Source organism: Streptomyces sp. NPDC005955 (genome assembly GCF_042871255.1).
Classification (GTDB): domain Bacteria; phylum Actinomycetota; class Actinomycetes; order Streptomycetales; family Streptomycetaceae; genus Streptomyces.
Genome location: NZ_JBIAIF010000007.1, coordinates 128,563 through 154,216 on the forward strand (window position 1 = coordinate 128,563; position 25,654 = coordinate 154,216).

The window sequence follows — 25,654 nt, forward strand, 5'->3', positions numbered from 1 at the left end:
TGATGGAGACGGCAAGCGAAGACCAGGGCCCCACGGCCGAAGTAGTGGTGAGCGGACTCCAGTTGGGTGCCCCGCGGCGCGCTCCGGGGGACGGCCTCGCCCTGCGCGACCGGGCCGGAACGACCTTCCGCTTCGACCCCGGCGCGCTCTGTCTGGAACTGCTGCTCACCGGCGGCCCGGGCTGGCTCGCCCGGTTCGAGGTGCTGCACGAGCCGGCGGACCTGATCCGCTGGGCCGCCCTGAGCCGCCTCCCCGGGGGCCTCGACCTCTCCGTCACCGAGGGCGACCTGTCCGCCGCCCGCGCCCTGCGGGACGCACTCCACGGCCTGGCCGCCGACCGGGTGAACGGGCGTCAGCCGGACCCGGCCGCGTACCGGATCGTCAACGCCGCCGCGGCCCACGCCCCCCTGGTGGTGTGCTTCACCCCCGGGGGCGAGCGCGGTTGGGCCCCCGGCGCCACCGCGCCCCACCTCCTGTCGACCGTCGCCCGGGACGCCGTCGAGCTGTTCACCGGTCCGCACGCCGACCGCGTCCGGGAGTGCGCCACGGACAACTGCTCCCTGTTGTTCGTGGACACCTCCCGCCCCGGTCGACGCCGTTGGTGCGCCATGGAGCGCTGCGGGAACCGTCACAAGGTCCGCGCCCACCGCGCACGGCAGACCCCGCCCGCCCCTCGGTGACCCCTGCGCGCCCCGCCGCGGCGGCGGTCGCCCTGCACCGTCAACGGGTCAGCGGTCGCCCTGTTCCGCCGCGGCCCGCTCGTCGTACGAGGCACGGGCCGCGGCCACCTCGGTGCGGTGCTCCTCGGTCCACTCCACCAGCAGGTGGACCGTCTGGTGCAAGGTGCGCCCCAGCGGCGTCAGTTCGTACTCCACGCGCGGCGGCACCACCGGGTACACCGTGCGCAGCACCAGGCCGTCGCGCTCCAACTGCCGCAGGGTGACCGTCAACATCCGCTGGCTGATGCCGTCGATCTCCCGGCGCAGTTCCGTGAACCGCATCCGGTGCCCGTCGAGCAGCGCGATGACCAGCAGCGACCACTTGTCGGCGATCCGGTCCAGGATCTGCCGGACCTCGCAGTCCTCACGGGTGTCCCACTGGAACGGATCGGGGTCGGGGCGCGCGCCGCCCACGGTGCCGCCCGGGTTACTCGGTGACTTCGAAGTGCCCTCTTCCACAACTCCCGAGGGTGCCGCACGATCAAGGTGGTTACAAGAGGGAACTGACCCTCACGCCGGTAACCCGACCGGACGTGCCCCGACGGGTGCGCGGCACAGCGACCCCTCGAAGGAGCCCCGCCATGGGCGCGGAGACCACCCCCCGGATGAGCAGACGGAGTTGGGCCCTCCTGCTCGTGCTCTGCGGAACGATCTTCCTGGAGGGCGCCGACGTCGCCATGCTCGGGGTGGCGGTCCCCACGATCCGCGCCGACCTCGGTCTCGGCACCGGCACGGCGGCCTGGGTCATGAGCGGTTACGTCCTCGGGTACGCGGGCTTCACCCTGCTCGGCGGGCGCGCGGCGGACTTACTCGGTCGGCGCCGGATGTTCCTGCTCTGGCTCACCGTCTTCGTCGCCTTCTCCGGACTCGGCGGCCTCGCCACGGACGGCTGGATGCTCGTCGCCGCGCGTTTCGTGACCGGGGTCGCCGCCGCGTTCATGACCCCGGCGGCCCTCTCGCTGATCACCACCTCGTACCCGCAGGGTCCGGCGCGCACCCGAGCGCTGATGATCTACGCCGGGGCCAACGCCGCGGGTTTCTCCCTCGGTCTGGTGACCGGTGGGCTGCTCACCGCGCTGGGGTGGCGGTGGGTGTTCTTCGCGCCCGTCCTGTTCGCGGTGGTGCTGCTGGCCGCGGCGCTCTGGCTGGTCCCCGTCGACCCCCCGCGCCCGCCGCGGGGCACCGGGTCCTTCGACGTGTTCGGCGCGGTCACGGCGGCCGGGGCGATGCTGCTGACCGCCTACGGGGTGGTCCGCTTCGAGCACGGGTTCCACGGGTGGCCGCTGACCGTGGCGGTGCTGGCCGTGGGCGCCCTGAGCGCGGTGGTGTTCGTCCGGGTGGAGCGGCGCGCGGCCCGTCCACTGGTCCGGCTGGGGATCTTCCGCCGGGCCGCGATGGTCCGGGCCGACCTGGGCGCCCTGCTGTTCGTCGGCTCCTTCTTCGGCTTCCAGTTCGTGCTCACCCTCTACCTCCAGGAACTGCGCGGCTGGTCCACGCTCCGGACGGCGTTCGCCCTGATCGCGATGGGCGTGGACGCGCTCCTCGCCCCGACGCTCACCCCGGTGCTGGTGCGCCGGTTCGGCACCGCCCGGGTGGTGCTCGGCGGGTTCGTCCTCGCGACCCTCTCCTACGGGCTGGCGCTGCGGATCGGGAGCGACTGGTCGTACGCGGCGATGTTCCCGGGGCTGCTGATGACCGGGATCGCCTTCGCCTTCGTCTTCGGGCCGTTGACCGTCGCGGCGACCGACGGCGTCGACTCCTCGGAACAGGGGCTGGTCGGGGGACTGCTCACCACCTGCGTGCAGTTCGGCTCGGCCATCGGCATCTCCTCGGTGACCGCGGTGTACGGGCTCGCCGGCGGGGACGCACGGCTCGGCGCGTTCCGCTGGGCGCTCACGGTGCCGCTGGGCATGGCCCTGGTCGGGCTGGCCCTCGCGCTGTACGGGGTGCACCGGAGCCGTCCGCCGAAGGCACCGTCCGCCGGTGCACCCGCCCCGCGGGACGAACGGCTGGCCGCGCCCGCCTAACCCGGGGCGAGCCGTTTGCGGGCTCCGCGGGCGGTGCGGACCGCGTCCCAGGTGAGGATCGACAGGGCCGCCCAGACCAGACCGAAGCCGACCCACCGTTCCACCGGCATGGCCTCCCGGAAGTACAGCACCCCGAGCCCGAACTGGAACACCGGCGCCAGGTACTGGAGCAGGCCCAACGTCGACAGCGGAACCCGTATCGCCGCCGCCCCGAAGCACACCAGGGGCACGGCGGTCACCACTCCGGTGGCCATGAGCAGCGCGGCGTGCCCCACGCCCTCGGTGCCGAAGGTCCCCTCGCCCCGGGAGCCCAGCCACACCAGGTACGCGAGGCCCGGCAGGAACAGGACGGCGTTCTCGGCGGCCAACGACTCCAGCCCGCCGAGTCCCGTCTTCTTCTTCACCAGCCCGTACACGGCGAACGAGAACGCCAGGCAGAGCGAGATCCACGGCGGCCGGCCGGACCCGACGGCGAGCACCACGACGGCCGTGAGCCCCGTGCCGACCGCCACCCACTGCCAGGGCCGCAACCGTTCCTTCAGCAGCAGCACCCCGATGGCGATGGTCACCAGCGGGTTGATGAAGTAGCCCAGCGACGCCTCCACCACGTGCCCGGTGTTGACGGCCCAGATGTACACGCCCCAGTTGACGGCGATGAGGATCGCCGCGACCGCTATCAGCGCCAGCTTCCGGGGCTGGCGCAGCAGCGTCCCGATCCACGCCCAACGCCGGACGACGAGCAGGGCGAGGGCGAGCGCGACCAGTGACCACACCATCCGGTGGGCGAGGATCTCCACCGCCCCGGTGGGCTTGAGCAACGGCCAGAACAGCGGGACGAGTCCCCACATGCCGTACGCGGCGACCCCGTTCAACAGCCCGATGCGCGTTTCGCCGCGGGCCGGCCGGCCCTGCTGCGGGCCGCCGCGCGGCCGGTCCGTCGTGCGGCCGCCGCCCGCCGCGCCCGGGGTCGGCGGGCCCGCCGCCACGGTGGGGACCGTCCCGGCGGTTCCCGCTTCCGACGCCGCCAAGGCTCCTCCTCGCCACGGTCGCACCCCGGTCGGCGCGCGCGTTCCCCGACGGTAGCGCCGGCCACCCCCGGCTGTCATGCCCGTACCGGCATACGGTCATGACAGCCGTCGGTGCCCCGGTACGCCGAAGGCCCGGGGTGCGGAACGTACGCCGTACGTTCCGCACCCCGGGCCCGGGTCGGGGGTCGGTCGGGGACTAGCCGACGACCGTCCAGGTGTCGCCCCCGGTGAGCAGCGAGCTGAGGTCGCCCTTGCCGTACCGCTCCACCGCGGCGTCGAGCTGGTCCGCCATCAAGGTGTCGTAGACCGGGCGGTCCACCGAACGGAAGACGCCGATGGGGGTGTGGTGCAGGGTGTCCGGGTCCGCGAGCCGCGACAGGGCGAAGGCGGTGGTCGGCGACGGGTTGTGCGCGTCGTGCACGAGGATCTGGCTCTGGTTCTCCTCGGTGACGTCCACCACCTTGAGGTCACCGGTCAGACCGTCCCGGACCACGCCCTTGGCGTCGTCCACGCCGAACCGGATCGGCCGGCCGTGCTCCAGCCGGATCACGGCCTCCAGGGCCTGCTGGCGGTCCTTCAGGACCTCGAAGGCGCCGTCGTTGAAGATGTTGCAGTTCTGGTAGATCTCCACCAGGGCCGTACCGGGGTGGGCGGCGGCCTCCCGCAGCACGCTCGTCAGGTGCTGACGGTCGGAGTCCACCGTCCGCGCCACGAACGACGCCTCGGCGCCGACCGCCAGCGACACCGGGTTGAAGGGCGCGTCCAGCGAACCCATCGGCGTCGACTTGGTGATCTTCCCGACCTCGGAGGTCGGCGAGTACTGGCCCTTGGTGAGGCCGTAGATCCGGTTGTTGAACAGCAGGATCTTCAGGTTCACGTTGCGCCGCAGCGCATGGATCAGGTGGTTGCCGCCGATCGACAGCGCGTCGCCGTCACCGGTCACCACCCAGACGCTCAGGTCCTGCCGCGAGGAGGCGAGCCCGGTGGCGATGGAGGGCGCCCGGCCGTGGATGGAGTGCATCCCGTACGTGTTCATGTAGTACGGGAAACGGGAGCTGCACCCGATGCCGCTGACGAAGACCACGTTCTCCTTGGCCAGCCCCAGCTCCGGCATGAAGCCCTGGACCGCCGCCAGGACCGCGTAGTCACCGCAGCCGGGGCACCAGCGCACCTCCTGGTCCGACTTGAAGTCCTTCATGGACTGCTTGGCGGTGGCCTTCGGGACCAGGGAGAGCGCTTTGATGCCCCCCGGGCCTTCGGTGGTGACGTCAGCCATCGATGGCCTCCTTGAGAACCGTGGCGAGCTGCTCGGCCTTGAACGGCAGCCCCGTGACCTGGGTGAAGGACCGGGCGTCGACCAGGTACCTGGCCCTGACCAGGGTGGCGAGCTGGCCGAGGTTCATCTCGGGGATCACCACCTTGTCGTAACGCGCCAGGACCTCGCCCAGATTCCGCGGGAACGGGTTGAGGTGCCGCAGGTGCGCCTGGGCGACGTGCTCGCCGGCCGTCCGCAGCCGCCGCGCCGCCGCCGTGATCGGCCCGTACGTGGAGCCCCAGCCCAGCACCAGGAGCTTCGCTTCGCCCGAGGGGTCGTCGACCTCCAGGTCCGGCACCGCGATCCCGTCGATCTTCGCCTGCCGGGTGCGCACCATGAAGTCGTGGTTGGCCGGGTCGTACGAGATGTTGCCCGTGCCGTCCTGCTTCTCGATGCCGCCGATCCGGTGTTCCAGGCCCGGCGTGCCCGGGACCGCCCAGGGTCGGGCCAGCGTCTCGGGGTCGCGCTTGTACGGCCAGAAGGTCTCGGTGCCGTCCTCCAGCGTGTGGTTCGGGCCGGTGGCGAACTGGACCCGCAGATCGGGCAGCTCGCCGGTCTCCGGGATGCGCCAGGGCTCGGACCCGTTGGCGAGGTAGCCGTCACTGAGCAGGAACACGGGTGTGCGGTACTCCAACGCGATGCGCGACGCCTCGATCGCCGCGTCGAAGCAGTCCGCCGGCGTCTGCGGCGCCACGATCGGCACCGGGGCCTCGCCGTTGCGGCCGTACATCGCCTGGAGCAGGTCGGCCTGTTCCGTCTTGGTGGGCAGGCCGGTGGAGGGGCCGCCGCGCTGGATGTCCACGATCACCAGCGGCAGTTCCAGGGAGACCGCGAGGCCGATCGCCTCGCTCTTGAGCGCCACCCCCGGACCCGAGGTCGTGGTGACGGCGAGGGAGCCGCCGAACGCCGCGCCCAGGGCCGCGCCGATGCCGGCGATCTCGTCCTCGGCCTGGAAGGTCCGCACGCCGAAGTTCTTGTGCTTGGACAGCTCGTGCAGGATGTCCGAGGCGGGGGTGATGGGGTACGAGCCGAGGTACAGCGGCAGGTCCGCCAGCTCACCGGCGGCGACCAGCCCGAGGGACAGGGCGAGGTTGCCGGAGATGTTGCGGTAGGTGCCGGTCGGGAACGCCTTCGACGCGGGGGCGACCTCGTAGGAGACCGCGAAGTCCTCGGTGGTCTCGCCGAAGTTCCAGCCGGCGCGGAACGCCGCGATGTTCGCCGCCGCGATCTCCGGCTTCTTGGCGAACTTCGACTTCAGGAACTTCTCGGTGCCCTCGGTCGGGCGGTGGTACATCCAGGACAGCAGCCCCAGCGCGAACATGTTCTTGCTGCGGCCCGCGTCCTTGCGCGACAGGTCGAATTCCTTCAGGGCCTCGACCGTCAGCGTGGTCAGCGGCACCGGGTGGACGCTGAAGCCGTCCAGCGAACCGTCCTCCAGCGGGGACGTGTCGTACCCGACCTTCTGCATGGCCCGCTTGGTGAACTCGTCCGTGTTGATGATGACCTCGGCGCCCCGCGGGACGTCACCGATGTTCGCCTTCAACGCGGCCGGGTTCATCGCGACGAGCACGTTGGGCGCGTCGCCCGGGGTCAGGATGTCGTGGTCGGCGAAGTGCAGCTGGAACGACGACACGCCCGGCAGGGTGCCTGCGGGCGCGCGGATCTCGGCGGGGAAGTTCGGCAGCGTCGACAGGTCGTTGCCGAACGACGCCGTCTCCGAAGTGAAGCGGTCACCCGTCAGCTGCATGCCGTCGCCCGAGTCACCGGCGAAGCGGATGATCACCCGGTCCAGTTTGCGGACCTCTTTCTCACCACCCGGCGATCCGGTCGGCGGTGTGCGCTGTTCGCCCACGTGTTCCACGACGGTCCCGTCGGCTGGCTCGGCTGGGCTACTGACCTGGCTGGTCACTGAACTGGACCTCCCTCGGCGCGGCTCTTCGGGAAGGACCAGCACACCGGTCTTCCCAGGCCCACCCTACTTCGGTAAGGGTCGCCTTCCTTCGGCTGTTCGTATGATGGACGCATTTTTGAGACGCTTCGGACCGTGCGCGGCCCGCTGGTTCCATGATCACCCGCACCCCCTCGCGCGGCGCGGCGCCGCTCCCGCAACGCCGCGCGCGGTGTGAGGGGCGGTCAGGCGGCTCATGAGTTCAGATAGGTGAGAACGGCCAGGACACGCCGGTGATCCCCGTCACTCGGGGAGAGTCCCAGCTTCAGGAAGATGTTGCTGACGTGCTTCTCCACCGCCCCGTCGCTCACCACCAGCTGCCGGGCGACCGCCGAGTTCGTCCGTCCCTCCGCCATCAGCCCCAGCACCTCGCGCTCCCGGGGGGTCAGCCCCGCCAGGACGTCCTGCTTGCGGCTGCGTCCCAGCAACTGGGCCACCACCTCCGGGTCCAGCGCGGTGCCCCCCTGGGCCACCCGCACCACCGCGTCCACGAACTCGCGGACATCGGCCACCCGGTCCTTCAGCAGGTACCCGACACCCCGGCTCGACCCCGCGAGCAGCTCCGTCGCGTACCGCTCCTCCACGTACTGGGAGAGGACCAGGACCCCCAGCCCCGGGTGGCTCTTGCGGAGCCGGACCGCCGCGCGCACCCCTTCGTCCGTGTGCGTCGGCGGCATCCGCACATCGGCCACCACCACGTCCGGGAGGTCCCCCGTGCCCGCGAGGTCCGTGATCGTCTTGATCAGTGCCTCCGCGTCGCCCACCCCCGCCACCACGTCGTGCCCCCGGTCGGTCAGCAACCGGGTCAGGCCCTCCCTCAGCAGGACCGAATCCTCGGCGATGACGACCTTCACCCTTGTCTCCACGCTTGCTGGCCCCCCATGTAACGCTTGCTGTCCCTTAGGTCCAGCATTCCAGCAAAGTGCCCCCGCGGGGTACGGGGGCACTCCGATCTGCGGTTCTGCGGGTCTAGGGCGCTACGGCGGGGCGGGTCAGGTGCGCCAGGGGAGCTCGGCGGTGATCCGGGTCGGGCCGGCGGGCGGGGAGTCGACCACGAGGATGCCGTCCACCGCGTCGAGCCGCTCGGCGAGGCCCGCCAGCCCCGTACCGCCGCTGACCGTCGCTCCGCCCATGCCGTTGTCCGTGACCTGGATGAGCAGCCGGCTCTCCACCCGCCACACGTCCACGCTCGCCCGGTTCGCCCCGCTGTGCTTGCTGACGTTCTGGAGGAGCTCCGAGACCGTGAAGTAGGCGATGCCCTCGATCGCGGGCGCCGGCCGGGCCGGCAGGTCCACCTCGACCTGCACGGGCACCGTGCACCGGGAGGCCACCGAGGACAGGGCCGCGTCCAGCCCGCGGTCGGTGAGGACCGCCGGGTGGATGCCCCGGGCCAGGTCCCGCAACTCCTGGAGCGCCGTCTTCACCTCGCCGTGCGCCTCGTCCACCATCCGCGCCGCCGCCTGCGGGTCCTCCGTCATCTTCTCCTTGGCGAGGCCGAGGTCCATCGCGAGGCTGACGAGTCGGGCCTGCGCCCCGTCGTGCAGGTCCCGTTCGATGCGCCGCAGGTCCGCCGCTGCGGTGTCCACCACGACCCCCCGGTCCGACTCCAGCTCGACCACCCGGGAGGCCAGCCGGGACGGGCTCAGCAGCGCGAGGATCAGCAGCCGGTCCACCATCGTCAGCCCCCGGACGACCCACGGCGTGGCCAACGTCAGCACCAGGCCGACCAGGGACGTCACCGTCAGCTCGAAGGCGTTGTCCAGGTGGATCGCGCTGTTCTCGTCCCCGTAGAGCTGTATGCCGTCCTGGTTCACGTAGGTGGGGAACACCCAGTGCCACAGCGGGTAGGTCAACAGGCCCCAGGAGACCACCCACAGGGTCAGCGCCGTGGTGAAGGTGAACACCGCCCAGGGGAAGTGCAGCAGCGTGTACAGCAGGTTCCGCCAGGAGGAGCCGCTCTTGAAGACCGCGCCGATCCACGCCATGAGACCCGGCCGGGCCACCCGCAGCGGCTCGGCGTCACCGATGTCCATGCCGAGCAACGTTCGCGCCCGCCCCCGCTCCAACGCGGCGAACCCCCGCGCCGCGGACAGGGTCGCCGCGAGCACCGGTACGCCGAGGAAGGTGACCAGCAGTCCCGCCCCGACCGAGAGCATCGTCACGCTGAACGTGAAGGCGATGATGCTGATCGGGAGGCTCAGCAGGGCGAACCCGAACTCGCGCCAGGTGCGGGCCGTGAACGGCTCGCGCAGCCCCGCCGGGAGCAGGTGCCGCCGCCCGGGCCCCGCGCCGTCGAACTCGGGCCGGCCCTGCCGCCCGTAACCCTGTCCGTACTCCGTGGCCATCCTCGTCGTCCTTCTCTCGTGTCGCTCGCTGCTGCCCCGCACGGCCGGTGTCTCCCGGTCGTTCCGTCCCCGCTCGTCGGCGGGCCGTTCGAGCGGCCCGCCGAAGTACCTCCAGGCTCCCCGAGCGGGGCGCCCCCCACCATGTGGCACGTCTCCGTTCCGACCGGGGGTTTTCCCTACCCCCTCGGCGACACCGTCCCGCCCGCCAGCCTCCTCCCCGGTCCCGCTCCCACCGCCACGTACCCGGCGCGGTCCCGCACCTGGCCCCGGTCGGACCGGGGGCCCGGGCCGTGGGGCCACGCGGTGCGTGGTGCGCAGGGGCGCGGCGTCACGGGGAGCCCCGAGCCCGGCCCTCCCGGGCCCGAGCCGCCGACGCCCGGGTGCGGCCCGGTGCGCCCCGGTCCGCGGGGGTCCCGGACCCCCGACCCCGGTCCCGGGGGTGCCGGCCCCCGGCGCCGGACCCTTGGCCCCCAACGCCAACTGCGGCCACGGACCCCGGACCCCGACCGGAGCCTGAACGCCCCCGGCTCCGGGCCCCAGGCAAGGCCATCGGCCCCTGAGCCGTCGGCGCCCGACTGCCGACGGGGCGCAGGACGCCGAACCCCGGGGCTGGGTGCCCTCGGACTCTGGCCTCGGGCAGGGACCTTGCCTTCCGGCCTTGGCCCCGGCCTCCGAACCCCCGGCCCCGAACGCCGGCTGCGGCCCCGACGGGACGCCCCCGGCCCGCGCAGAGCCTCCGCGCCTAGGGCCCGAACCGCGAACCGCGGACCCCGAACCGCGCTCCCCGGTCCGCGAACCCCAAACTGCGGCCCGTACCCCCGTACCCCCGGGCCGGAGGGCCCGTACCCGCCCCCGAACCCGCACCCGGAGCGCCCCGGGCAGCGCGCGGGCCCGGGCCACCGGGCCCTCCCGCCCCGGCCGGGGGGCTATCCCCGGCCGGGGCGGGAGGGCGGGCGTTCGCGGTCCCGCCAGGGCAACTCCGCGGTGACCGTCGTCGGGCCGCCCACCGGGGAGTCGACGACGAACAGGCCGTCGACCGCGCCCAGTCGGTCGGCGAGCCCCGCCATGCCCGTACCGCCGTCGAGGCTCGCGCCGCCCATCCCGTCGTCCGTGACCTGGATCAGCAGCCGCTCGCCCGATCGCCACACCTCCACCGCCGCGGACCGGGCCCGGCTGTGCTTGCTGACGTTCTGGAGGAGCTCCGAGACCGTGAAGTAGGCGATGCCCTCGATCGCCGCCGCCGGCCGGCTCCCCAGATCCGCCGTCACCCGCACGGGCACCGTGCACCGCGAGGCGACCGAGGACAGGGCCGCGTCCAGCCCGCGGTCGGTGAGGACCGCCGGGTGGATGCCCCGGGCCAGGTCCCGCAGCTCCTGGAGGGCGAGCTTCACCTCACCGTGGGCCTCCTCGACCATCACCGCGGCCGTGTCCGGGTCCTCCAGCAGCTTCTCCTTCGCCAGCCCGAGCCCCATCGCCAGATTGACGAGTCGGGCCTGCGCCCCGTCGTGCAGGTCCCGTTCGATGCGCCGCAGGTCCGCCGCCGCGGTGTCCACCACGACCCCCCGGTCCGACTCCAACTCGGCGATGCGCCGCTCCAACTCGTCGGACGGGGAGAGCAGCCCGCGCACCAGCATCCGGTCGACGTCCGTCAACGCCCGGGCGATGAACGGCAGCACCGGCCACAGCACGAACAGGGAGACCAACGTCACCACGAAGGTCAACACCCCCCAGGGCAGCCGTATGACCTCGTAGAGCGCCGCCCGCCACGCCACCGGGTCCGCCACGCAGGTGCGCAGCCGCGTCAGCCACGGCATGCCCTGGAGCGGCAGCGGGCTGGGCTCCTCGACCCGCACCCTGAGCAGGGCCCGGGCCCGGGCCCGCTCGGCCCGCCCGAACTGCCGCACGCCCAACAGGCTCACCGCCAGCAGCGGCAGCCCGACGGCCGTGATGGCCAGGCCGACGCCGATCGTCAGCGTGGTCACCACGTACACGAAGCCGATCAAACCCATCGGCAGATTCAGCAGGAGATGCGCTATTTCCCGCCAGGTCTGAGCCCCGTACGCCAAACGGGCGGGCGGCAGCGCCTCTTCGGTGCCCTCGGCACCGGCCACCGGCTCGGCCGCGTCGGTCGCGTCCCGGCCCCGGGCGGAAGTGGTCATTCGTGCGGTCATGTCTAGAGCGTGCCTGGTCACCGGCGTCGGCGCCATGAGGTGGACCGCCTTCTCGCCCTGTGGATATCCCCACCCCCAGCCAGCCGCCCCGCGGCCCCGGAGGCGGGCGTCCCGACCTCCGGGGCGGCCCCCGCCGCAGGTCGTCCGTGGCCCGTCAGGTCCGTTTCGTGACGGGCCCGGGGGCCCCACGGAACCCTCCTGACCGGTGACGGGCTGCTTACCCCTCCTTTAGCAGGGCCTAGACTCCCGTGCGTAGAGAACGTCGTACACCGCGCATCCACTGGCGTCCCGCCCGCTCCGCCGCCCGGCGTCCGGGTCGGTGCGGCCATGGGGCGCACGAGGCAAGGAGCGAGGGGCGGACGTGCCGGAACCGACCGTTCTCGCGGAGGGCTCGGAGAGCTATTTCCAGTCGTACTCCGTCGTGGGACTACTCGCCCTGATCGGGGTGCTCTTCGTCGCGGTCGCCTTCGGCGCCGGACGACTGCTGCGCCCGGTCGTGCCGACCCCGGAGAAACTCCTCACCTACGAGTGCGGGGTCGACCCCGTCGGTGAGGGCTGGGCGCACACCCAGGTGCGCTACTACGTCTACTCGTTCCTCTACGTGATCTTCGCCGTCGACTCGATCTTCCTGTTCCCCTGGGCCACCGTCTTCGCGGAACAGGGATACGGGTCGACGACCCTCGTGGAGATGTTCATCTTCCTCGGCTTCCTCGCCGTGGGCTTGCTCTACGCGTACAAGAAGGGCGTCCTGACATGGGCGTGATCCCGTCCGCGTCCGACGCGGACCCCGCTACGCCCGCGTCCGACACGGACCCCGCCACCGCGCCCGGACCCGTGTTCCTGCCCGAGCCGCGCAGGCTCGGCACGCTGGCCCGGCTCGCCCCCGAGCCGATGAAGGTGGTCCTCAACTGGGGCCGCCGCTACAGCCTGTGGGTCTTCAACTTCGGACTCGCCTGCTGCGCCATCGAGTTCATCGCCGCGTCGATGGCCCGCCACGACTTCATCCGCCTCGGAGTGATCCCCTTCGCACCGGGACCCCGGCAGGCCGACCTGATGATCGTCTCCGGCACCGTCACCGACAAGATGGCCCCGGCCGTCAAGCGGTTGTACGAACAGATGCCCGAGCCCAAGTACGTGATCTCCTTCGGCGCCTGCTCCAACTGCGGCGGCCCCTACTGGGACTCGTACTCCGTCACCAAGGGCGTGGACCAGATCATCCCCGTCGACGTGTACGTGCCCGGCTGCCCGCCGCGGCCCGAGGCGCTGCTCCAGGGCATCCTCAAGCTCCAGGAGAAGATCGCCCGCGAGTCCCTGGGCGAGCGGTACGCGACCGGGGGCCGTCCGTCGGCCGCCGCGCTCCAGAGCGACCTCGTCCGTCCGCCCGCCGCGCCCGGCTCCGCGACCGCCGCCGGCTCCGCCCCGGTCGCCGGAGAGGGGAACGACCGGTGACCGGTTGGCTGCCCGAGGCCGTCACGGACCTGTTCGGTCCGGAGGCCACCGCCGAGGAGTCCTACGACGTCCTCACCGTCGACGTACCCGCCGCCGGCTGGCTCACCGCCCTGGAGACCGCGCGGACGACCCTCGGCTGCACCTTCTTCGACTGGCTGAGCGCCGTCGACGAGGCCGAGGCGGGGTTCCGGGTCTCGGCCCACGTCGTCGCCCTCGCCCCGGTGCGCAGGTTGCTGGTGCGGACCACCGTGCCGCGGGACGCCGCCGTCCTGCCCTCCGCGATCGGGGTGTACGCGGGGGCCGCCTGGCACGAGCGGGAGACCCACGAGATGTTCGGCGTCGACTTCGCCGGCCACCCCGGTCTCGACCCCCTGCTGCTGCCCGAGGGCTTCGAAGGCCACCCGCTGCGCAAGGACTTCGTCCTCGCGGCCCGGGTGGTCAAGGCGTGGCCCGGCGCCAAGGAGCCCGGCGAGTCCGAGCACGGGGGACCCAAGCGCCGGCAGATGCTGCCGCCGGGGGTGCCCGATCCCAACGAGTGGGGGCCCCTGAAGGGGACGTTGCCTCCCGCGCCGGCGCGCGGTGCGGGGCGGGCGGGTGCGGCGGGGCGCGCGGGCGCTGCTGGTCGCGCCGGTGCGGGCGCCGCGGGGCGTACCGCCGGTGACCGGCCGGTGCGGCGCACCCGTACGGCCGCCGCCGGGTCGGCGAGCCAGCCGGGTCCGGCCGAAGCGGCCGGTGCGGCTGGCACGGCTGGTACGGAATCTCCGCCGGTCACCGGCGCGGGCGCCCCGGAGGGTGCCGCTGCGTCGGCCGGGGCGCAGGCCGCTCGGCCGGCCCGTCGGACCCGGTCCGCGGAGAGCGGTTCCGCCTCGCAGCGGGCCGCCACGGAACCCGGTACGGCCACGGAATCCGGTACGGCCACGGATTCTGGCGCGGCCCCTGCACCCAGTACGGCCACCGCACCTGGCGCACCTGGTGCGGCCACCGCACCTGGCAGGGGCACCGCACCGGAACCCACCGGTCAGCCGGACGAGGGCACCCGGGCTGAGGGCCGGACCGGCGACGGCGGCGATGCCGCAGTACCTCCGGACGCCGCGGCCGGCGCGCCGACCACTCCCGCGGACCAGCCGTCCGCCGCCCCGCGCACCCGGGGTTCCTCCGACGCGCCCTGGCACCACGCGCGCCCGGCCTTCGACGAGGCGGCGGCGCCGGGCGGAGAGCCCCGCACCACCGAGTCCGCCGCGGTGAGCGAACCGCCGCAGCCGGTCGAGCCGCCGCGGACGCCGTCCGAGCCGCCGGAGCCGTCGGAGCAACGCGAACCGGCCGGGCCGTCGGAGCAGGGCGAAGGGGCCGCGGCCAAACCCGTCGCCCCGGACGCACCCGCCGACCCGGACAAACCCGCCGGTCAGGCGGAAGGCTCCGACCCGGCCGACGAAGCCGCTCCCGACGAAGCAGCTCCCGACGACGCCCAACGTCCCCGTAGCCGTCGTCCCCGTACCAGTAGCGAAGACAACCCCCCAGGAGGCCCGCAGTGAACGACGCGCTGGACGTCGCCCTGCGACTCCTCGTCGTCTTCGCCGTCTTCCTCGTGCTGCCGCTGGTCATCGGGCAGACCGAGCACAAGGTCATGGCCCACATGCAGGGCCGCCTCGGCCCGATGTACGCGGGCGGGTTCCACGGCTGGGCCCAGCTGGTCGCCGACGGCGTCAAGTTCGCCCAGAAGGAGGACATCGTCCCCGCCCGGGCCGACCGGCGGATCTTCCAGCTCGCCCCGGCCGTCGCGCTCCTGCCGTACCTGCTCGTCCTCGTGGTCATCCCCATCGGCCCCCAGGAGGGCGCCGTCGGGGTGGTCCTGGACGCGGGCGTCTTCTTCGCCCTGGCGGTCATGGGCGTCAGCGTCCTCGGATCGCTGATGGCCGGCTGGGCGTCGGCGAACAAGTTCTCCCTGCTCGGCGGCTTGCGCACCGCCGCCCAACTCCTCGCCTACGAACTGCCGATGCTGCTGGCCGCCGCGTCGGTGGCGATGGCCGCCGGCACCGTCTCGCTGCCGGGGATCGTCAACGCGTTCGAGTGGTGGTGGCTGCCCTGGCAGATCGTCGGCGCGCTCGTCTTCTTCGTCGCCGGACTCGCCGAACTCCAACGGCCGCCGTTCGACATGCCCGTCGCCGACTCCGAGATCATCTTCGGCGCGTACACGGAGTACACCGGACTGCGCTTCGCGCTGTTCCTGCTCGCCGAGTACGCCGGGATCGTCGTGCTGTGCGCCCTGACCACCGTCCTCTTCCTGGGCGGTTGGCACGGTCCGTTCGGAGGGGAGGGCCTCGGCTGGGTGTGGACCCTGCTGAAGATCTCCGTCCTCGCGTTCGTCATCATCTGGCTGCGCGTCAGTTACCCCCGGCTCCGGGAGGACCAGCTCCAGCGCCTCGCCTGGACGACGCTCGTCCCCCTCGCCCTCGCCCAGATCGCCCTCACCGGCGTCGTCAAGGTGGTGATGTGATCCATGGCCGAGTCGCCCGCGCGCACCCCGCGCAAGTTCCCCGGGTCCGGTCTGGCCAAGGGGCTGGCCGTCACCCTGCGGACGATGACCCGCAAGTCGGTCACCGCGCGCTACCCCGACGTCCAGCCCGAACTGCCGCCCCGCACCCGGGGCGTCATCGGTCTGTTCGAAGAGAACTGCACGGTGTGCATGCTGTGCGCCCGCGAGTGCCCCGACTGGTGCATCTACATCGACTCCCACAAGGAGACGGTGCCGCCCGCCGCACCCGGTGGCCGTGAGCGCAGTCGCAACGTGCTCGACCGGTTCGCCATCGACTTCTCGCTGTGCATGTACTGCGGCATCTGCATCGAGGTGTGCCCCTTCGACGCGCTGTTCTGGTCGCCGGAGTTCGAGTACGCCGAGACCGACATCCGCGAGCTGACCCACGAGCGGGACAAGCTCCGCGAGTGGATGTGGACGGTTCCGGCGCCGCCCGCGCTGGACCCGGCCGCCGAGGAGCCCAAGGAACTCTCCGCCGCCCGCAAGACGGCGGAGAAGATCGCCGCTGAGGCCGCCCAGGCCGCCGAAGCCGCCGAGAGCGCTGAGCCCCCGGCGGCACCGGGCCCCGACCCCGCCCCGTCCCCCGCCCCCGATTCCGGTGACGGCACCGCTCCCGAGCAGGAGGGACCCCGGTGACCCCCCTCACGACCCTTCCCGCGCACCCCGTTCCGCTCGCCGCCGAGACCGCGGGCTTCCTCTCCCCGACGGGCGTCGAGATCGCCTTCCTCCTCGTCGGCGTGGTCACCCTCGGCGCCGCGGTCATCACCGTCACCACCACCCAACTCGTGCACGCCGCGCTGTGGCTGGTGGTCGCCCTCGGCGGGATCGCCGTCGAGTACCTGCTGCTCACCGCGGAGTTCATCGCCTGGGTGCAGGTCCTCATCTACGTCGGCTCCGTCGTCGTGCTGCTGCTGTTCGGGCTGATGCTCACCCGGGCGCCCATCGGACCGTCCCCGGACGCCGACTCGGGCAACCGGTGGGTCGCCCTGGCGGTCGCCGTGGCCTCGGCCGCCGCCCTGGTCTGGGTGGTGGTGGACGCGTTCCGCACCACCCGCCTCGAACTGGACGGTGCCGCCCAGGGCTCCACCGACGTGATGGGCGCGAGCCTGTTCCAGAACTGGGTGCTCCCCTTCGAGGCGCTGTCGGTGCTGCTGCTCGCCGCCCTGGTCGGCGCGATCGTCCTCTCCCGCAAGGAGAAGCCGCCGGCGCGCCCCGCCAAGACCGCGCGCCCCCGCCGCACCTCCCCGGGCACCGCACAGCGTCCAGGCACTGCGCCGCGTCCGGACGCCGCACAGCGCCCCGGCACCGGACAGCGCCCCGGCCCGGCGCAGCGGACGGAGAACGACTGATGCACCTCGCCTACCCCGTGGTCCTCTCGGTCCTCCTCTTCTGCACGGGCCTGTACGGCGTACTGGCCCGCCGCAACGCGATCCTGGTGCTGATGTCCGTGGAGCTGATGCTCAACGCCGTCAACCTGAACCTCGTCGCCTTCGACGTCTGGCTCAGCGAGGCGGCCCGCGACACCCTGCACTCCGGCCAGGCGCTGACCCTGTTCACGATCGCCATCGCCGCCGCCGAGATCGGCATCGGCCTCGCGATCGTCCTCGCCGTGTACCGCAACCGCGGCTCCTCCGACATCGACAAGCTCCGCGACACCGCCGAGGACGGACCGGGACCGGACGGCGGTCCGGACGCTCCCGGAACCCGGACGCCCCCCGCCACGGCACCCATCACAGAGGCCGCCGCGTGACCACCACGACCCTCGCCGTACTCGTCCCCGTCCTGCCGTTCCTCGGTGCCGCCGCCGGACTGTTCCTCGGCCGCACCGCGCCCGGCTTCGTCCGCCCCCTGGCGATCCTGCCGACCGTGGCCGCACTGGTGCTCGCGGTGTTCGTCGCCGTGCGCCAGGGCGGCGGGGCGACCATCGAGGCGGCCACCCAACTCACCCCCACCGGCTCGGTCCCCATCGACCTGGCGCTGCGCATCGACGGCTTCGCCGCCCTCGTCGCCGTCCTCGTCGGCGTGGTCGCCACCTGCGTGCAGGTCTACTCCACGGCGTACCTGCGCCACGACCCCCGCTACCCCTCGTACGCGGCGCTCGTGTCCCTGTTCACCGCCGCGATGTTCCTGGTCGTCTACTCGGGCGACCTGATGGTGCTGCTGGTGGGCTGGGAGGTCATGGGCATCTGCTCGTACTTCCTGGTCGGCCACTACTGGGAGACGCCCGAGGCCCGCGCCGCCTCGCTGAAGGCGTTCCTCGTCACCAAGCTCGGTGACGTCCCCTTCCTGATCGGACTGTTCGCGCTCGCCGCGGACGCCGGCTCGTTCCGGATCTCCACCGTCCTGCACACCGTCGCGGCGGGCGGCCTCGACCACCCCACGGTGATCGCGCTGCTGCTGCTCGCGGGCGTGGCGGGCAAGTCGGCGCAGTTCCCGCTGCACACCTGGCTGCCGGACGCGATGGCCGGCCCCACCCCCGTCTCCGCGCTGATCCACGCGGCGACGATGGTCGCCGCCGGCGTCTACTTCGTCGCCCGGCTGCTGCCCGTCTTCGCCGCCTCGGCCGCCGCCCTGGTCGTGCTCGCGGTGATGGCCGCCGTGACGATGCTCGGCTCGGCGCTCGCCGCGCTCGCCCAGGACGACATCAAACGCGTCCTCGCGTACTCGACGATCGGCCAGCTCGGTTACATGACCGGGGCGCTCGCCGTCGCGGACCCGGGTGCCGCCGTCTTCCACCTCATCTCGCACGGCGCGTTCAAGGCGCTGCTGTTCCTCGCCGCGGGCGTGGTCATCCACGCCGCCGGCACCAACTCGCTCGCCGCCATGTCCGGGATGCGGAATCTGCGGTCCCGCATCCCGGACGCCTATTGGACGATGACGGTGGCGCTGCTCGCCCTCGCCGCGATCCCGCCCTTCAGCGGCTTCTTCTCGAAGGAGGCCGTGCTGGTCGGCGCCGAGCACGCCGCCCACGGCGACACCGCGGGCGTCCCCACCGGCGCCGGGTGGACCGTCCTGGTCGCCGGTCTGCTCACCGCCCTGCTCACCGCCGCCTACGCGGCCCGGCTGTGGCTGCTCGCCTTCCGCGGCCGGGGCGAGGAGGCCCCCGACCACGGCCGGCAGCCGCTGGCGATGACCACCGTCCTGTGGGTGCTCGCCGTGCCCTCGCTCGCCTTCGGCCTCGCCGTCGGCGTGCTGCCCGACTGGCTCGGCGGGGACTCCCTGACCCCGACCCTCACCACCTCCGTGCTCGGCACCGGCGCCGCCCTCATCGGCGGGCTCCTCGTGTACGGCACCTGGCGGCACACGATCAGCGCCCCCCGGCCCCCCCTCGGCGCGGTCGTCGCCCACCCCGGGGCGGACGGTTCCCTGGTCGAGGAGGAAGCCCTCGCCAGCCACGAGCGCGCGTACGGGTACCTCGCCGCGCACCCCGACCCGGCCGACCCCGGTCGGGTCCTGCTCGGCCCGCTCCACCGGCACGCCGCGAACGGCTTCCACCTGGACGCCGTCTACCGGGTGCTCTTCGTCCGCCCGGTGGTCGAGGCGGCCCGACTGGTGCGCTTCCTGGACGGCGCGGTGATCGACACCTACGTGCGGGGCGCGGGAGCCCTGCCCCGGCTCCTCGGCACCGCCGCGCGGCGGGCCCAGACCGGCAACACGCAGACCTATCTGAGCGCGCTGTTCGCCGGCACCGTCGTCCTGGCGGTCGCCGCCGTCCTCGTCGCCACCGTCGGAGCGTGAGCCGCAGTGATCGATATCAACGAGTCCGTGATGCAGTTCCTCCTGGCGTTCGTCGTCGTCGCTCCGCTGCTGGGCGCCGCGGCGGCCCTGCTGCCCGCCCCGCCCGGGCTGCGGGGCACCTCGCCCGACCAGGCCGTGCTGCGCCACGGCGTCACCGTGACCGGTGCCGTCCTCGTCGCGGCGCTCGTGCTCGCCCTGGGCTTCGACCACGACGACCCGGCGAAGATGCAGGCCACGACGGACGTCAGCTGGATCCCGGCACTGGACGTCCGCCTCCACCTCGGCATCGACGGCATCTCGCTCCCGCTGCTGGTCCTCACCGCGCTGCTGACCTTCCTGTGCGCCCTGTACAGCTACGCGAAGCCGCCCGCGGGCCCGTCCCCGAAGGCGTTCGTCGCCCTGGTGCTCGTGCTGGAGGCCGGCACCCTGGCGACCTTCGCCGTGCTCGACCTGCTGCTGTTCTTCCTCGCCTTCGAGATGGTCCTCATCCCGATGTACTTCCTCATCGCCCGCTGGGGCGGCGCCGGCCGCAAGGCCGCCGCCTGGAAGTTCATCCTCTACACCCTGCTCGGTTCGGTCGTGATGCTGCTGGGCCTGCTGCTCATCGGGCTGCGGGCCGGCACCTTCGACATGGTGGCGCTCGCCGCTGACGACGGCCGGTCGCTCAGTACGTCCGTGCAGGTCATCGCCGTGCTGTCGGTGGGCATCGGACTCGCCGTCAAGACCCCGGTGTGGCCGTTGCACAGCTGGCTCCCGGACGCGCACACCGCGGCCCCGACCGTCGGTTCGGTGCTGCTCGCGGGCGTGCTGCTCAAGATGGGCACCTACGGCTTCGTCCGCATCCTGCTGCCGATCACCCCGGACGGCATGCACACGATCGCCCCGTACTTCGCCGCGTTCGCCGTCGCCGGGATCATCTACGGATCGCTGGCCTGTCTGGCGCTCGCCCGGCCCGGAGCGGGCGGCGACCTCAAACGCCTGATCGCCTACTCGTCCGTCGGGCACATGGGCTTCGTCCTGCTCGGCATCGCCACCCTGACGCCGACCGGCGTGAACGGCGCCCTGTTCGCGAACATCGCCCACGGACTCATCACGGGGCTGCTGTTCTTCCTGGTCGGCGCCCTCAAGGACCGCACCGGCACCACCGACCTCGACACCCTCGCCGGTGACACCGGGGCCGCCCTGTACGGCGTCGCGCCCCGCTTCGGCGGGCTGTTCGCCTTCGGCGCGGTCGCCTCGCTGGGACTGCCCGGGCTCGCCGGGTTCTGGGGCGAGATGCTCGCCATGTTCGGCGCCTTCGACCCCGCGGCCGGCCTCAACCGCCCCGCGTACCTGGTCTTCGTGGCCCTCGCCGGCCTCGGCACCCTGCTCACCGCCGCGTACCTGCTCATCGTGGTCCGCCGGATCTGCATGGGCACCCCGAAGACCCCCGCCGAGACCGCCCCGGCCACCGGAGCCGCCCCGGACGCCGGGGCCTTCCTCGACGTGCGCCGCCACGAGTACGCGGCCTGGACCCCGCTCGTCGCCCTCACCGTGATCGCCGGACTCTGGCCCGCACTGCTGCTGGGCCTCACCGATCCGGCCGTGCAGCAGCTCCTCGCAGGAGGCAAGTCGTGACCGTCGCCGCCCCGGACGTCGGGAACCTCGTCCAGTCCGTCGACTGGATCGCCATCGCGCCGCCCACCCTCACCGCGGTCGCCGCGCTGCTCGTCCTCGTCGCGGACCTGTTCGTGCCCGAGCGGCACAAGGCCCTCCTCGGCTGGGCCAGCGCCGGCGCGCTCACCCTCGCCGCGCTGTCCCTGCTGCCGCTCGTCGGCGCCGACCGCGCCACGTTCTGCCGCAAGTCCGCCCCCGACGTGTGCAGCTACACCGCCGACCAGTTCACCCTGGCCGTGCAACTGCTGGTCATCGGCGGCGCCCTGGTGACCGTGCTGCTCTCGATCACCCTGCTGAGCGACGACGCCGACCGTCCGGGCGGCCGGGTGCTGCCCGACGGCGAGTACTGGTTCCTGCTGCTGTCCTCGGCCGCCGGCGCCGCCCTGCTGCCCGCCGCCCGCGACCTCACCACCCTGATCGTCGCCCTCGAAGTGGCCTCCCTGCCCGCGTTCGCCCTGGTGGGGCTCAAGCGCGGCGACCGGATGTCCTCCGAGGCGGCCCTGAAGTTCTTCCTGTCGTCCGTCACCGCCACCGCCGTGACCCTCATGGGCGCCAGCTTCGTGTACGCGACCACCGGCAGCATGTACCTCACGGAGATCGCCGACGCGCTCGCCGACGTGGACGGCCGGTACGCGACGCTCGCCCAGACCGGTGTCGTCCTCACGCTCATCGGCTTCGCCTTCAAGACGGCCGCCGTCCCCTTCCACTTCTGGGTGCCCGACACCTACGTCGGCGCACCGCTGCCCGTCGCCGCCTTCCTGTCGGTCATCGGCAAGGCCGTCGGCTTCACCGGGCTGATCCTCGTCACCGTCATCGCGTTCCCCCCGTACGCGGACGTCTGGGGCCCCGCGCTCGCCGTGCTCGCCGCCCTCACCATGACGATCGGCAACGCGGCGGCCCTGCGCCAGCGCTCCGCGGCCGCGTTCAGCGCGGTCCGCCTGCTGGCCTGGTCGTCCGTCGGGCAGGCCGGGTACCTGCTGGTCCCGATCGCCGCGGCGGCCTACGCGAAGGACCCGCAGCGCGCCGTGGGCTCCACCGTGGCGTACGCCCTGATGTACGCGGCCGTGAACCTCGGGGCCTTCGCCGTCGCCGCGCTGGTCGCCCGCACCAGGCCCCTCAACCGCCTCACCGACTACCGCGGGCTGTACGCCGAGCGCCCGCTGACCGCCCTGGTGCTGGGGTTCTTCCTGCTCTGCCTCGCCGGACTGCCGCCGGGCATCATCGGTCTGTTCGCCAAGGTCACCGTGTTCTCGTCGGTGGTCGACGCGGGCCTCGGCTGGCTCGCCGTCGTCATGGCCGTCAACGTCGTGATCGCCCTGTACTACTACCTCCGCTGGACGGCGCTCCTCTTCCAGGCACCGGAACGGGCCCCCGAGGCCCCCGAGGCCACGGAGACCCCCGCAGCCCCCGCACCGCCCGCCGAGGTCCCCGCAGCCGTCGGAGCAGCCGCAGCCGCCACGACAGCCGCAACAGCAACGACCGCCACGGTCACCGCGGAGCCCGCCCCGTCCGCCCCGCTGAGCACGTCCCCCGTGGCCGCCGTACCGGTCCCGATCGCCGCGGCGATCGCCTTGACGGCCCTCCTCGGCATCGTCTTGTCCGGAGCCCCCCAGCTGGTCCTGCGCTTCGCGGACACGGTCCTGTTCTGACGGGCCGGGCGGGCCCACCGGGTCCGCACCGGCCCGCCGTCCGACGGCGGCACCCCCTGTCCGCGGGGGGTGCCGCCGTCGTGCCGTCACCCGGTCGGCCGACACGCCGCGCCCCGCGCACCAGGGAACTAGTCCCGCTCGCCTGGCGTTGACCAGTAAGGGAAGGTCCACTGGACGGTGGAGGAGCTCCGGCACCACCGCACGACCGCACCACCGCGACAGAGCACCAAGGAGCAGAGGGTTCCCCTGCCGTAACACCAGGAGGGCTTACTGTGCACCGCCGGCACAACGGGCTGAAGACCGCCGTTCTCCTCGGAGGACTGTCGGCACTCATCATCGTCATCGGCAGCCTCTTCGGACGTACGGGGCTGATCATCGCCCTGTTCGTCGCCCTGGGCACCAACGCCTACGCGTACTGGAACAGCGACAAGCTGGCCCTGCGCGCGATGCGGGCCCGCCCGGTCAGCGAGTTCGAGGCCCCCGCGCTCTACCGCATGGTCCGTGAGCTGTCCACGCAGGCCCGTCAGCCCATGCCCCGGCTCTACATCTCTCCCACCGAGGCCCCCAACGCCTTCGCGACCGGCCGCAACCCGCGCAACGCCGCCGTGTGCTGCACCGAAGGCATCCTGCGCATCCTCGACGAACGCGAGCTGCGCGGGGTGATCGGCCACGAGCTGAGCCACGTCTACAACCGGGACATCCTCATCTCGTCGGTCGCCGGCGCACTCGCTTCGGTGATCATGTTCCTGGTCAACTTCGCCTGGCTGATCCCGATCGGCCGCTCCGACAACGACGAGGGCCCCGGCATCCTCGGCTGGCTGCTGATCATGATCCTGGGACCGCTGGCCGCGTCCGTGATCAAACTCGCCATCAGCCGCTCCCGGGAGTACGAAGCGGACGCGTCCGGGGCCCAGCTGACCGGTGACCCGCTGGCCCTCGCGAGCGCCCTGCGCAAGCTGGACGCCGGCACCAAGCAGCTGCCGCTGCCGCCCGAGCCGCGCATCGAGACGGCGAGCCACATGATGATCGCCAACCCGTTCCGCCCGGGCCAGGGCCTCTCCAAGATGTTTTCCACGCACCCGCCGATGGCAGAGCGCATCGCCCGTCTCGAACAGATGGCAGGTCGACACCAGTGAAAACAATCCTGAACATCATTTGGCTGGTCTTCAGCGGATTCTGGCTGTTCCTCGGCTATCTGCTGGCGGCGTGCCTCCTCTTCATCACCATCATCGGCATCCCCTTCGCGGTCGCCGCGCTCCGCATCGGCGTCTACGCCCTGTGGCCCTTCGGCCACCGCGTGGTGGAACGTCCGGACGCGGGCGCCCCGTCCTGCGTGGGCAACGTCCTGTGGCTCGTCCTCGCGGGCTGGTGGCTGGCCCTGACGCACATCGTCACGGGCATCGCCCAGTGCCTCACGATCATCGGGATCCCCCTGGGCATCGCCAACTTCAAGCTGATACCGGTGTCCCTGATGCCGCTCGGCAAGGAGATCGTCGACACCGACCAGCCCTTCGTCGGCCGCTGGTGACGACGGCCCGCGCGGTGGAACCCGCCGCGCGCGCCGTACCCGCGCTCACGCGACGCCGGCGGGCCGGGCCCCGGTCAGTCGGGGGTCGACCGCCCCAGGATCAGGGGCCGGTGCGACTCCTGTAGGCCCTGAGGCAGTGCGTCCGGGGAGAACCACCGCGCCTCCAGGATCTCGAACGGGTCGATCGTGAGGTCGCCGCCGATCAGGGTGGCCTCGTACGCCACTTCGATCCGGAGCCGGTAACCGCTCTTGAGCCGGACCAGCCGGCCGGTGCGGACGTCCAGCCCGGTCTCCTCGCGCACCTCCCGCACGACGGTGGCGCTGAACTCCTCGCCCTTGAGCGCGTAGCCCGTGGGCAGACCCCACTGCCGCCCCTCGGGCCACATGCGGTGGCGCAGCAGCAGGACGCGCCCCGCGTCATCGCGCACGACACCGGTCACCCCGGCCATGAACTTCGCCTGCACGATCCACATCACCCGCCACTGCACCGGGCCACGGAGGCCGCGCCACAGCCGGGCGATCAGTCGCTTCACGTCGTGCCTCCTTCCAGGGCGTCGGCCACCGGGCACGGCCCGGCCACGACCGGCGCTCACGCCGACCGGGGGCGCGCCGCCCGAGACGGTGCTCGGCGACGCGCCCCCGTCGTGCCCCACCGGCCCCGCAGGGCTCACCCGGGAGCGTCGTGCAGGTCGAGGACCCCGCTCACCGGTAGTTCACGAACTGGAGCGCGAAGTCGAACTCCTGGCCCTTCAGCAGGGCGATGACGGCCTGGAGGTCGTCCCGGCTCTTGGAGCTGACCCGCAGCTCGTCGCCCTGCACCTGGGCCTTGATGCCCTTGGGGCCCTCGTCCCGGATGATCTTCGCGACCTTCTTCGCGTTCTCCTGGGAGATCCCCTCCTCGATGGAGCCGAAGAGCTTGTACTCCTTGCCGGAGAGCTGCGGCTCGCCGGTGTCGAGCGCCTTCAGCGAGATGCCGCGCTTGACCAGCTTGGTCTGGAAGACGTCGAGGATCGCGTTCACGCGCTCCTCGGAGTTGGCCTGCATCAGGATCTTCTCGCCGGACCAGGCGATCGACGCGCCGACGTTACGGAAGTCGTAGCGCTGGGAGATCTCCTTCGCCGCCTGGTTGAGGGCGTTGTCGACCTCCTGCCGCTCGACCTTCGAGACGATGTCGAAACTGGAGTCGGCCATGTGCTGTGGCTCCTTGGATCGGGTTGCGTGGGAGCGGCCACGAATCCCTGACCGCATCCGCAAAGCCTAGCCACCGCCCCGCGCCGCGTGCCGCTCAATCGAGTGGCGGAGCACCCCCGCACATCGGGTATCGTTTACGTCGTTGCCGGAGAGCCCAGCGGTCAAGCTGATCTCCAGCAGCAACCCAGGCGGTGTGCCCGAGCGGCCAAAGGGAGCAGACTGTAAATCTGCCGGCTCAGCCTTCCCAGGTTCGAATCCTGGCGCCGCCACACTTGGGTAAGGAACCCCCTGACCACGCTGATACAGCAGGTCAGGGGGTTCTTTCGTGTCCGGGGGAGGGGACGACGGGAACCTTGC

Annotated in this window: 23 protein-coding genes and 1 tRNA gene; 15 read left to right on the forward strand and 9 right to left on the reverse strand. The window is 72.4% G+C overall.

Features of this window, described 5'->3' with window-relative positions; genetic code table 11:
- Positions 1-2 precede the first annotated feature (2 nt).
- Positions 3-680 carry an ABATE domain-containing protein gene (locus tag ACFYOU_RS18985; protein ID WP_391307243.1) on the forward strand — a complete coding sequence of 226 codons (678 nt, stop codon included), beginning with the start codon at positions 3-5 and terminating at the stop codon, positions 678-680.
- A gap of 48 nt (positions 681-728) precedes the next feature.
- On the opposite strand, the gene ACFYOU_RS18990 is transcribed toward ACFYOU_RS18985, so the two are convergent.
- Positions 729-1,178, reverse strand: coding sequence for a winged helix-turn-helix transcriptional regulator (locus ACFYOU_RS18990; protein ID WP_391306970.1), 450 nt, complete (start codon positions 1,176-1,178; stop codon positions 729-731).
- A gap of 146 nt (positions 1,179-1,324) precedes the next feature.
- Between ACFYOU_RS18990 and ACFYOU_RS18995 the strand changes: the two genes are divergently transcribed.
- Positions 1,325-2,746 (forward strand): MFS transporter, encoded by a 1,422-nt coding sequence (locus ACFYOU_RS18995; RefSeq protein ID WP_391307245.1) that lies wholly within the window; start codon positions 1,325-1,327, stop codon positions 2,744-2,746.
- Here the strand turns inward: ACFYOU_RS18995 and rarD are convergent.
- From rarD to ACFYOU_RS19025, 6 genes are all read right to left on the reverse strand, one after another.
- Entirely contained in the window at positions 2,743-3,627 is an 885-nt protein-coding gene (gene rarD, locus ACFYOU_RS19000) for an EamA family transporter RarD (RefSeq protein ID WP_391307246.1), read from the reverse strand. The two genes, ACFYOU_RS18995 and rarD, sit on opposite strands and share 4 nt — an antisense overlap.
- 343 nt (positions 3,628-3,970) lie before the next feature.
- On the reverse strand, positions 3,971-5,050 hold the full coding sequence (locus tag ACFYOU_RS19005) for a 2-oxoacid:ferredoxin oxidoreductase subunit beta (protein WP_389770986.1): 1,080 nt from the start codon (positions 5,048-5,050) through the stop codon (positions 3,971-3,973).
- Complete coding sequence (locus ACFYOU_RS19010) at positions 5,043-6,998, reverse strand: 2-oxoacid:acceptor oxidoreductase subunit alpha (RefSeq protein ID WP_391306973.1); 1,956 nt, start codon at positions 6,996-6,998, stop codon at positions 5,043-5,045. Before ACFYOU_RS19010 ends, ACFYOU_RS19005 begins: the two co-directional genes overlap by 8 nt.
- A 233-nt stretch (positions 6,999-7,231) precedes the next feature.
- A complete protein-coding gene (locus ACFYOU_RS19015; RefSeq protein ID WP_385496056.1) occupies positions 7,232-7,891 on the reverse strand; it encodes a LuxR C-terminal-related transcriptional regulator in 660 nt (219 codons plus the stop codon).
- Between the two features lie 138 nt (positions 7,892-8,029).
- The gene (locus ACFYOU_RS19020) at positions 8,030-9,382 is read right to left on the reverse strand and encodes a sensor domain-containing protein (protein WP_391306975.1); all 1,353 of its coding nucleotides are present in this window, start codon (positions 9,380-9,382) and stop codon (positions 8,030-8,032) included.
- 926 nt (positions 9,383-10,308) lie between these two features.
- Positions 10,309-11,553: a sensor domain-containing protein gene (locus ACFYOU_RS19025; protein ID WP_391306976.1), complete on the reverse strand. Its 1,245-nt coding sequence runs from the start codon at positions 11,551-11,553 to the stop codon at positions 10,309-10,311.
- A gap of 361 nt (positions 11,554-11,914) precedes the next feature.
- Between ACFYOU_RS19025 and ACFYOU_RS19030 the strand changes: the two genes are divergently transcribed.
- The 12 genes from ACFYOU_RS19030 (at position 11,915) to ACFYOU_RS19085 (ending at position 24,106) form a co-directional block, all read left to right on the forward strand.
- Complete coding sequence (locus ACFYOU_RS19030; RefSeq protein ID WP_385496028.1) at positions 11,915-12,316, forward strand: NADH-quinone oxidoreductase subunit A; 402 nt, start codon at positions 11,915-11,917, stop codon at positions 12,314-12,316.
- On the forward strand, positions 12,307-13,002 hold the full coding sequence (locus ACFYOU_RS19035) for an NADH-quinone oxidoreductase subunit NuoB (protein ID WP_391306979.1): 696 nt from the start codon (positions 12,307-12,309) through the stop codon (positions 13,000-13,002). The genes ACFYOU_RS19030 and ACFYOU_RS19035 overlap by 10 nt, the downstream gene beginning before the upstream one ends.
- Positions 12,999-14,534 carry an NADH-quinone oxidoreductase subunit C gene (locus ACFYOU_RS19040; RefSeq protein ID WP_391306981.1) on the forward strand — a complete coding sequence of 512 codons (1,536 nt, stop codon included), beginning with the start codon at positions 12,999-13,001 and terminating at the stop codon, positions 14,532-14,534. The genes ACFYOU_RS19035 and ACFYOU_RS19040 overlap by 4 nt, the downstream gene beginning before the upstream one ends.
- Complete coding sequence (locus ACFYOU_RS19045) at positions 14,531-15,496, forward strand: NADH-quinone oxidoreductase subunit H (RefSeq protein WP_389771002.1); 966 nt, start codon at positions 14,531-14,533, stop codon at positions 15,494-15,496. Before ACFYOU_RS19040 ends, ACFYOU_RS19045 begins: the two co-directional genes overlap by 4 nt.
- A gap of 3 nt (positions 15,497-15,499) precedes the next feature.
- Positions 15,500-16,171 carry a 4Fe-4S binding protein gene (locus ACFYOU_RS19050; protein WP_391306983.1) on the forward strand — a complete coding sequence of 224 codons (672 nt, stop codon included), beginning with the start codon at positions 15,500-15,502 and terminating at the stop codon, positions 16,169-16,171.
- Complete coding sequence (locus tag ACFYOU_RS19055) at positions 16,168-16,884, forward strand: NADH-quinone oxidoreductase subunit J (protein ID WP_391306985.1); 717 nt, start codon at positions 16,168-16,170, stop codon at positions 16,882-16,884. The genes ACFYOU_RS19050 and ACFYOU_RS19055 overlap by 4 nt, the downstream gene beginning before the upstream one ends.
- Positions 16,884-17,285, forward strand: a complete 402-nt coding sequence (gene nuoK / locus ACFYOU_RS19060) for an NADH-quinone oxidoreductase subunit NuoK (protein ID WP_389771011.1) — start codon at positions 16,884-16,886, stop codon at positions 17,283-17,285. Before ACFYOU_RS19055 ends, nuoK begins: the two co-directional genes overlap by 1 nt.
- The gene (locus ACFYOU_RS19065; protein ID WP_391306987.1) at positions 17,282-19,273 is read left to right on the forward strand and encodes an NADH-quinone oxidoreductase subunit L; all 1,992 of its coding nucleotides are present in this window, start codon (positions 17,282-17,284) and stop codon (positions 19,271-19,273) included. The genes nuoK and ACFYOU_RS19065 overlap by 4 nt, the downstream gene beginning before the upstream one ends.
- A 6-nt stretch (positions 19,274-19,279) precedes the next feature.
- Complete coding sequence (locus ACFYOU_RS19070) at positions 19,280-20,890, forward strand: NADH-quinone oxidoreductase subunit M (protein WP_391306989.1); 1,611 nt, start codon at positions 19,280-19,282, stop codon at positions 20,888-20,890.
- On the forward strand, positions 20,887-22,578 hold the full coding sequence (locus ACFYOU_RS19075; RefSeq protein ID WP_391306990.1) for a proton-conducting transporter membrane subunit: 1,692 nt from the start codon (positions 20,887-20,889) through the stop codon (positions 22,576-22,578). The genes ACFYOU_RS19070 and ACFYOU_RS19075 overlap by 4 nt, the downstream gene beginning before the upstream one ends.
- Before the next feature lie 272 nt (positions 22,579-22,850).
- Complete coding sequence (gene htpX, locus ACFYOU_RS19080) at positions 22,851-23,714, forward strand: zinc metalloprotease HtpX (protein WP_385496038.1); 864 nt, start codon at positions 22,851-22,853, stop codon at positions 23,712-23,714.
- Entirely contained in the window at positions 23,711-24,106 is a 396-nt protein-coding gene (locus ACFYOU_RS19085; RefSeq protein ID WP_389771020.1) for a YccF domain-containing protein, read from the forward strand. The genes htpX and ACFYOU_RS19085 overlap by 4 nt, the downstream gene beginning before the upstream one ends.
- A gap of 74 nt (positions 24,107-24,180) precedes the next feature.
- On the opposite strand, the gene ACFYOU_RS19090 is transcribed toward ACFYOU_RS19085, so the two are convergent.
- Together ACFYOU_RS19090 and ACFYOU_RS19095 are read right to left on the reverse strand one after the other, a co-directional pair.
- Positions 24,181-24,639, reverse strand: coding sequence for an NUDIX domain-containing protein (locus ACFYOU_RS19090; protein ID WP_391306993.1), 459 nt, complete (start codon positions 24,637-24,639; stop codon positions 24,181-24,183).
- A gap of 169 nt (positions 24,640-24,808) precedes the next feature.
- Positions 24,809-25,297 carry a YajQ family cyclic di-GMP-binding protein gene (locus tag ACFYOU_RS19095; RefSeq protein WP_386999884.1) on the reverse strand — a complete coding sequence of 163 codons (489 nt, stop codon included), beginning with the start codon at positions 25,295-25,297 and terminating at the stop codon, positions 24,809-24,811.
- A gap of 187 nt (positions 25,298-25,484) precedes the next feature.
- Here ACFYOU_RS19095 and ACFYOU_RS19100 point away from each other — a divergent pair.
- Positions 25,485-25,566: transfer RNA gene (locus ACFYOU_RS19100), tRNA-Tyr, on the forward strand.
- Positions 25,567-25,654: the final 88 nt, after the last annotated feature.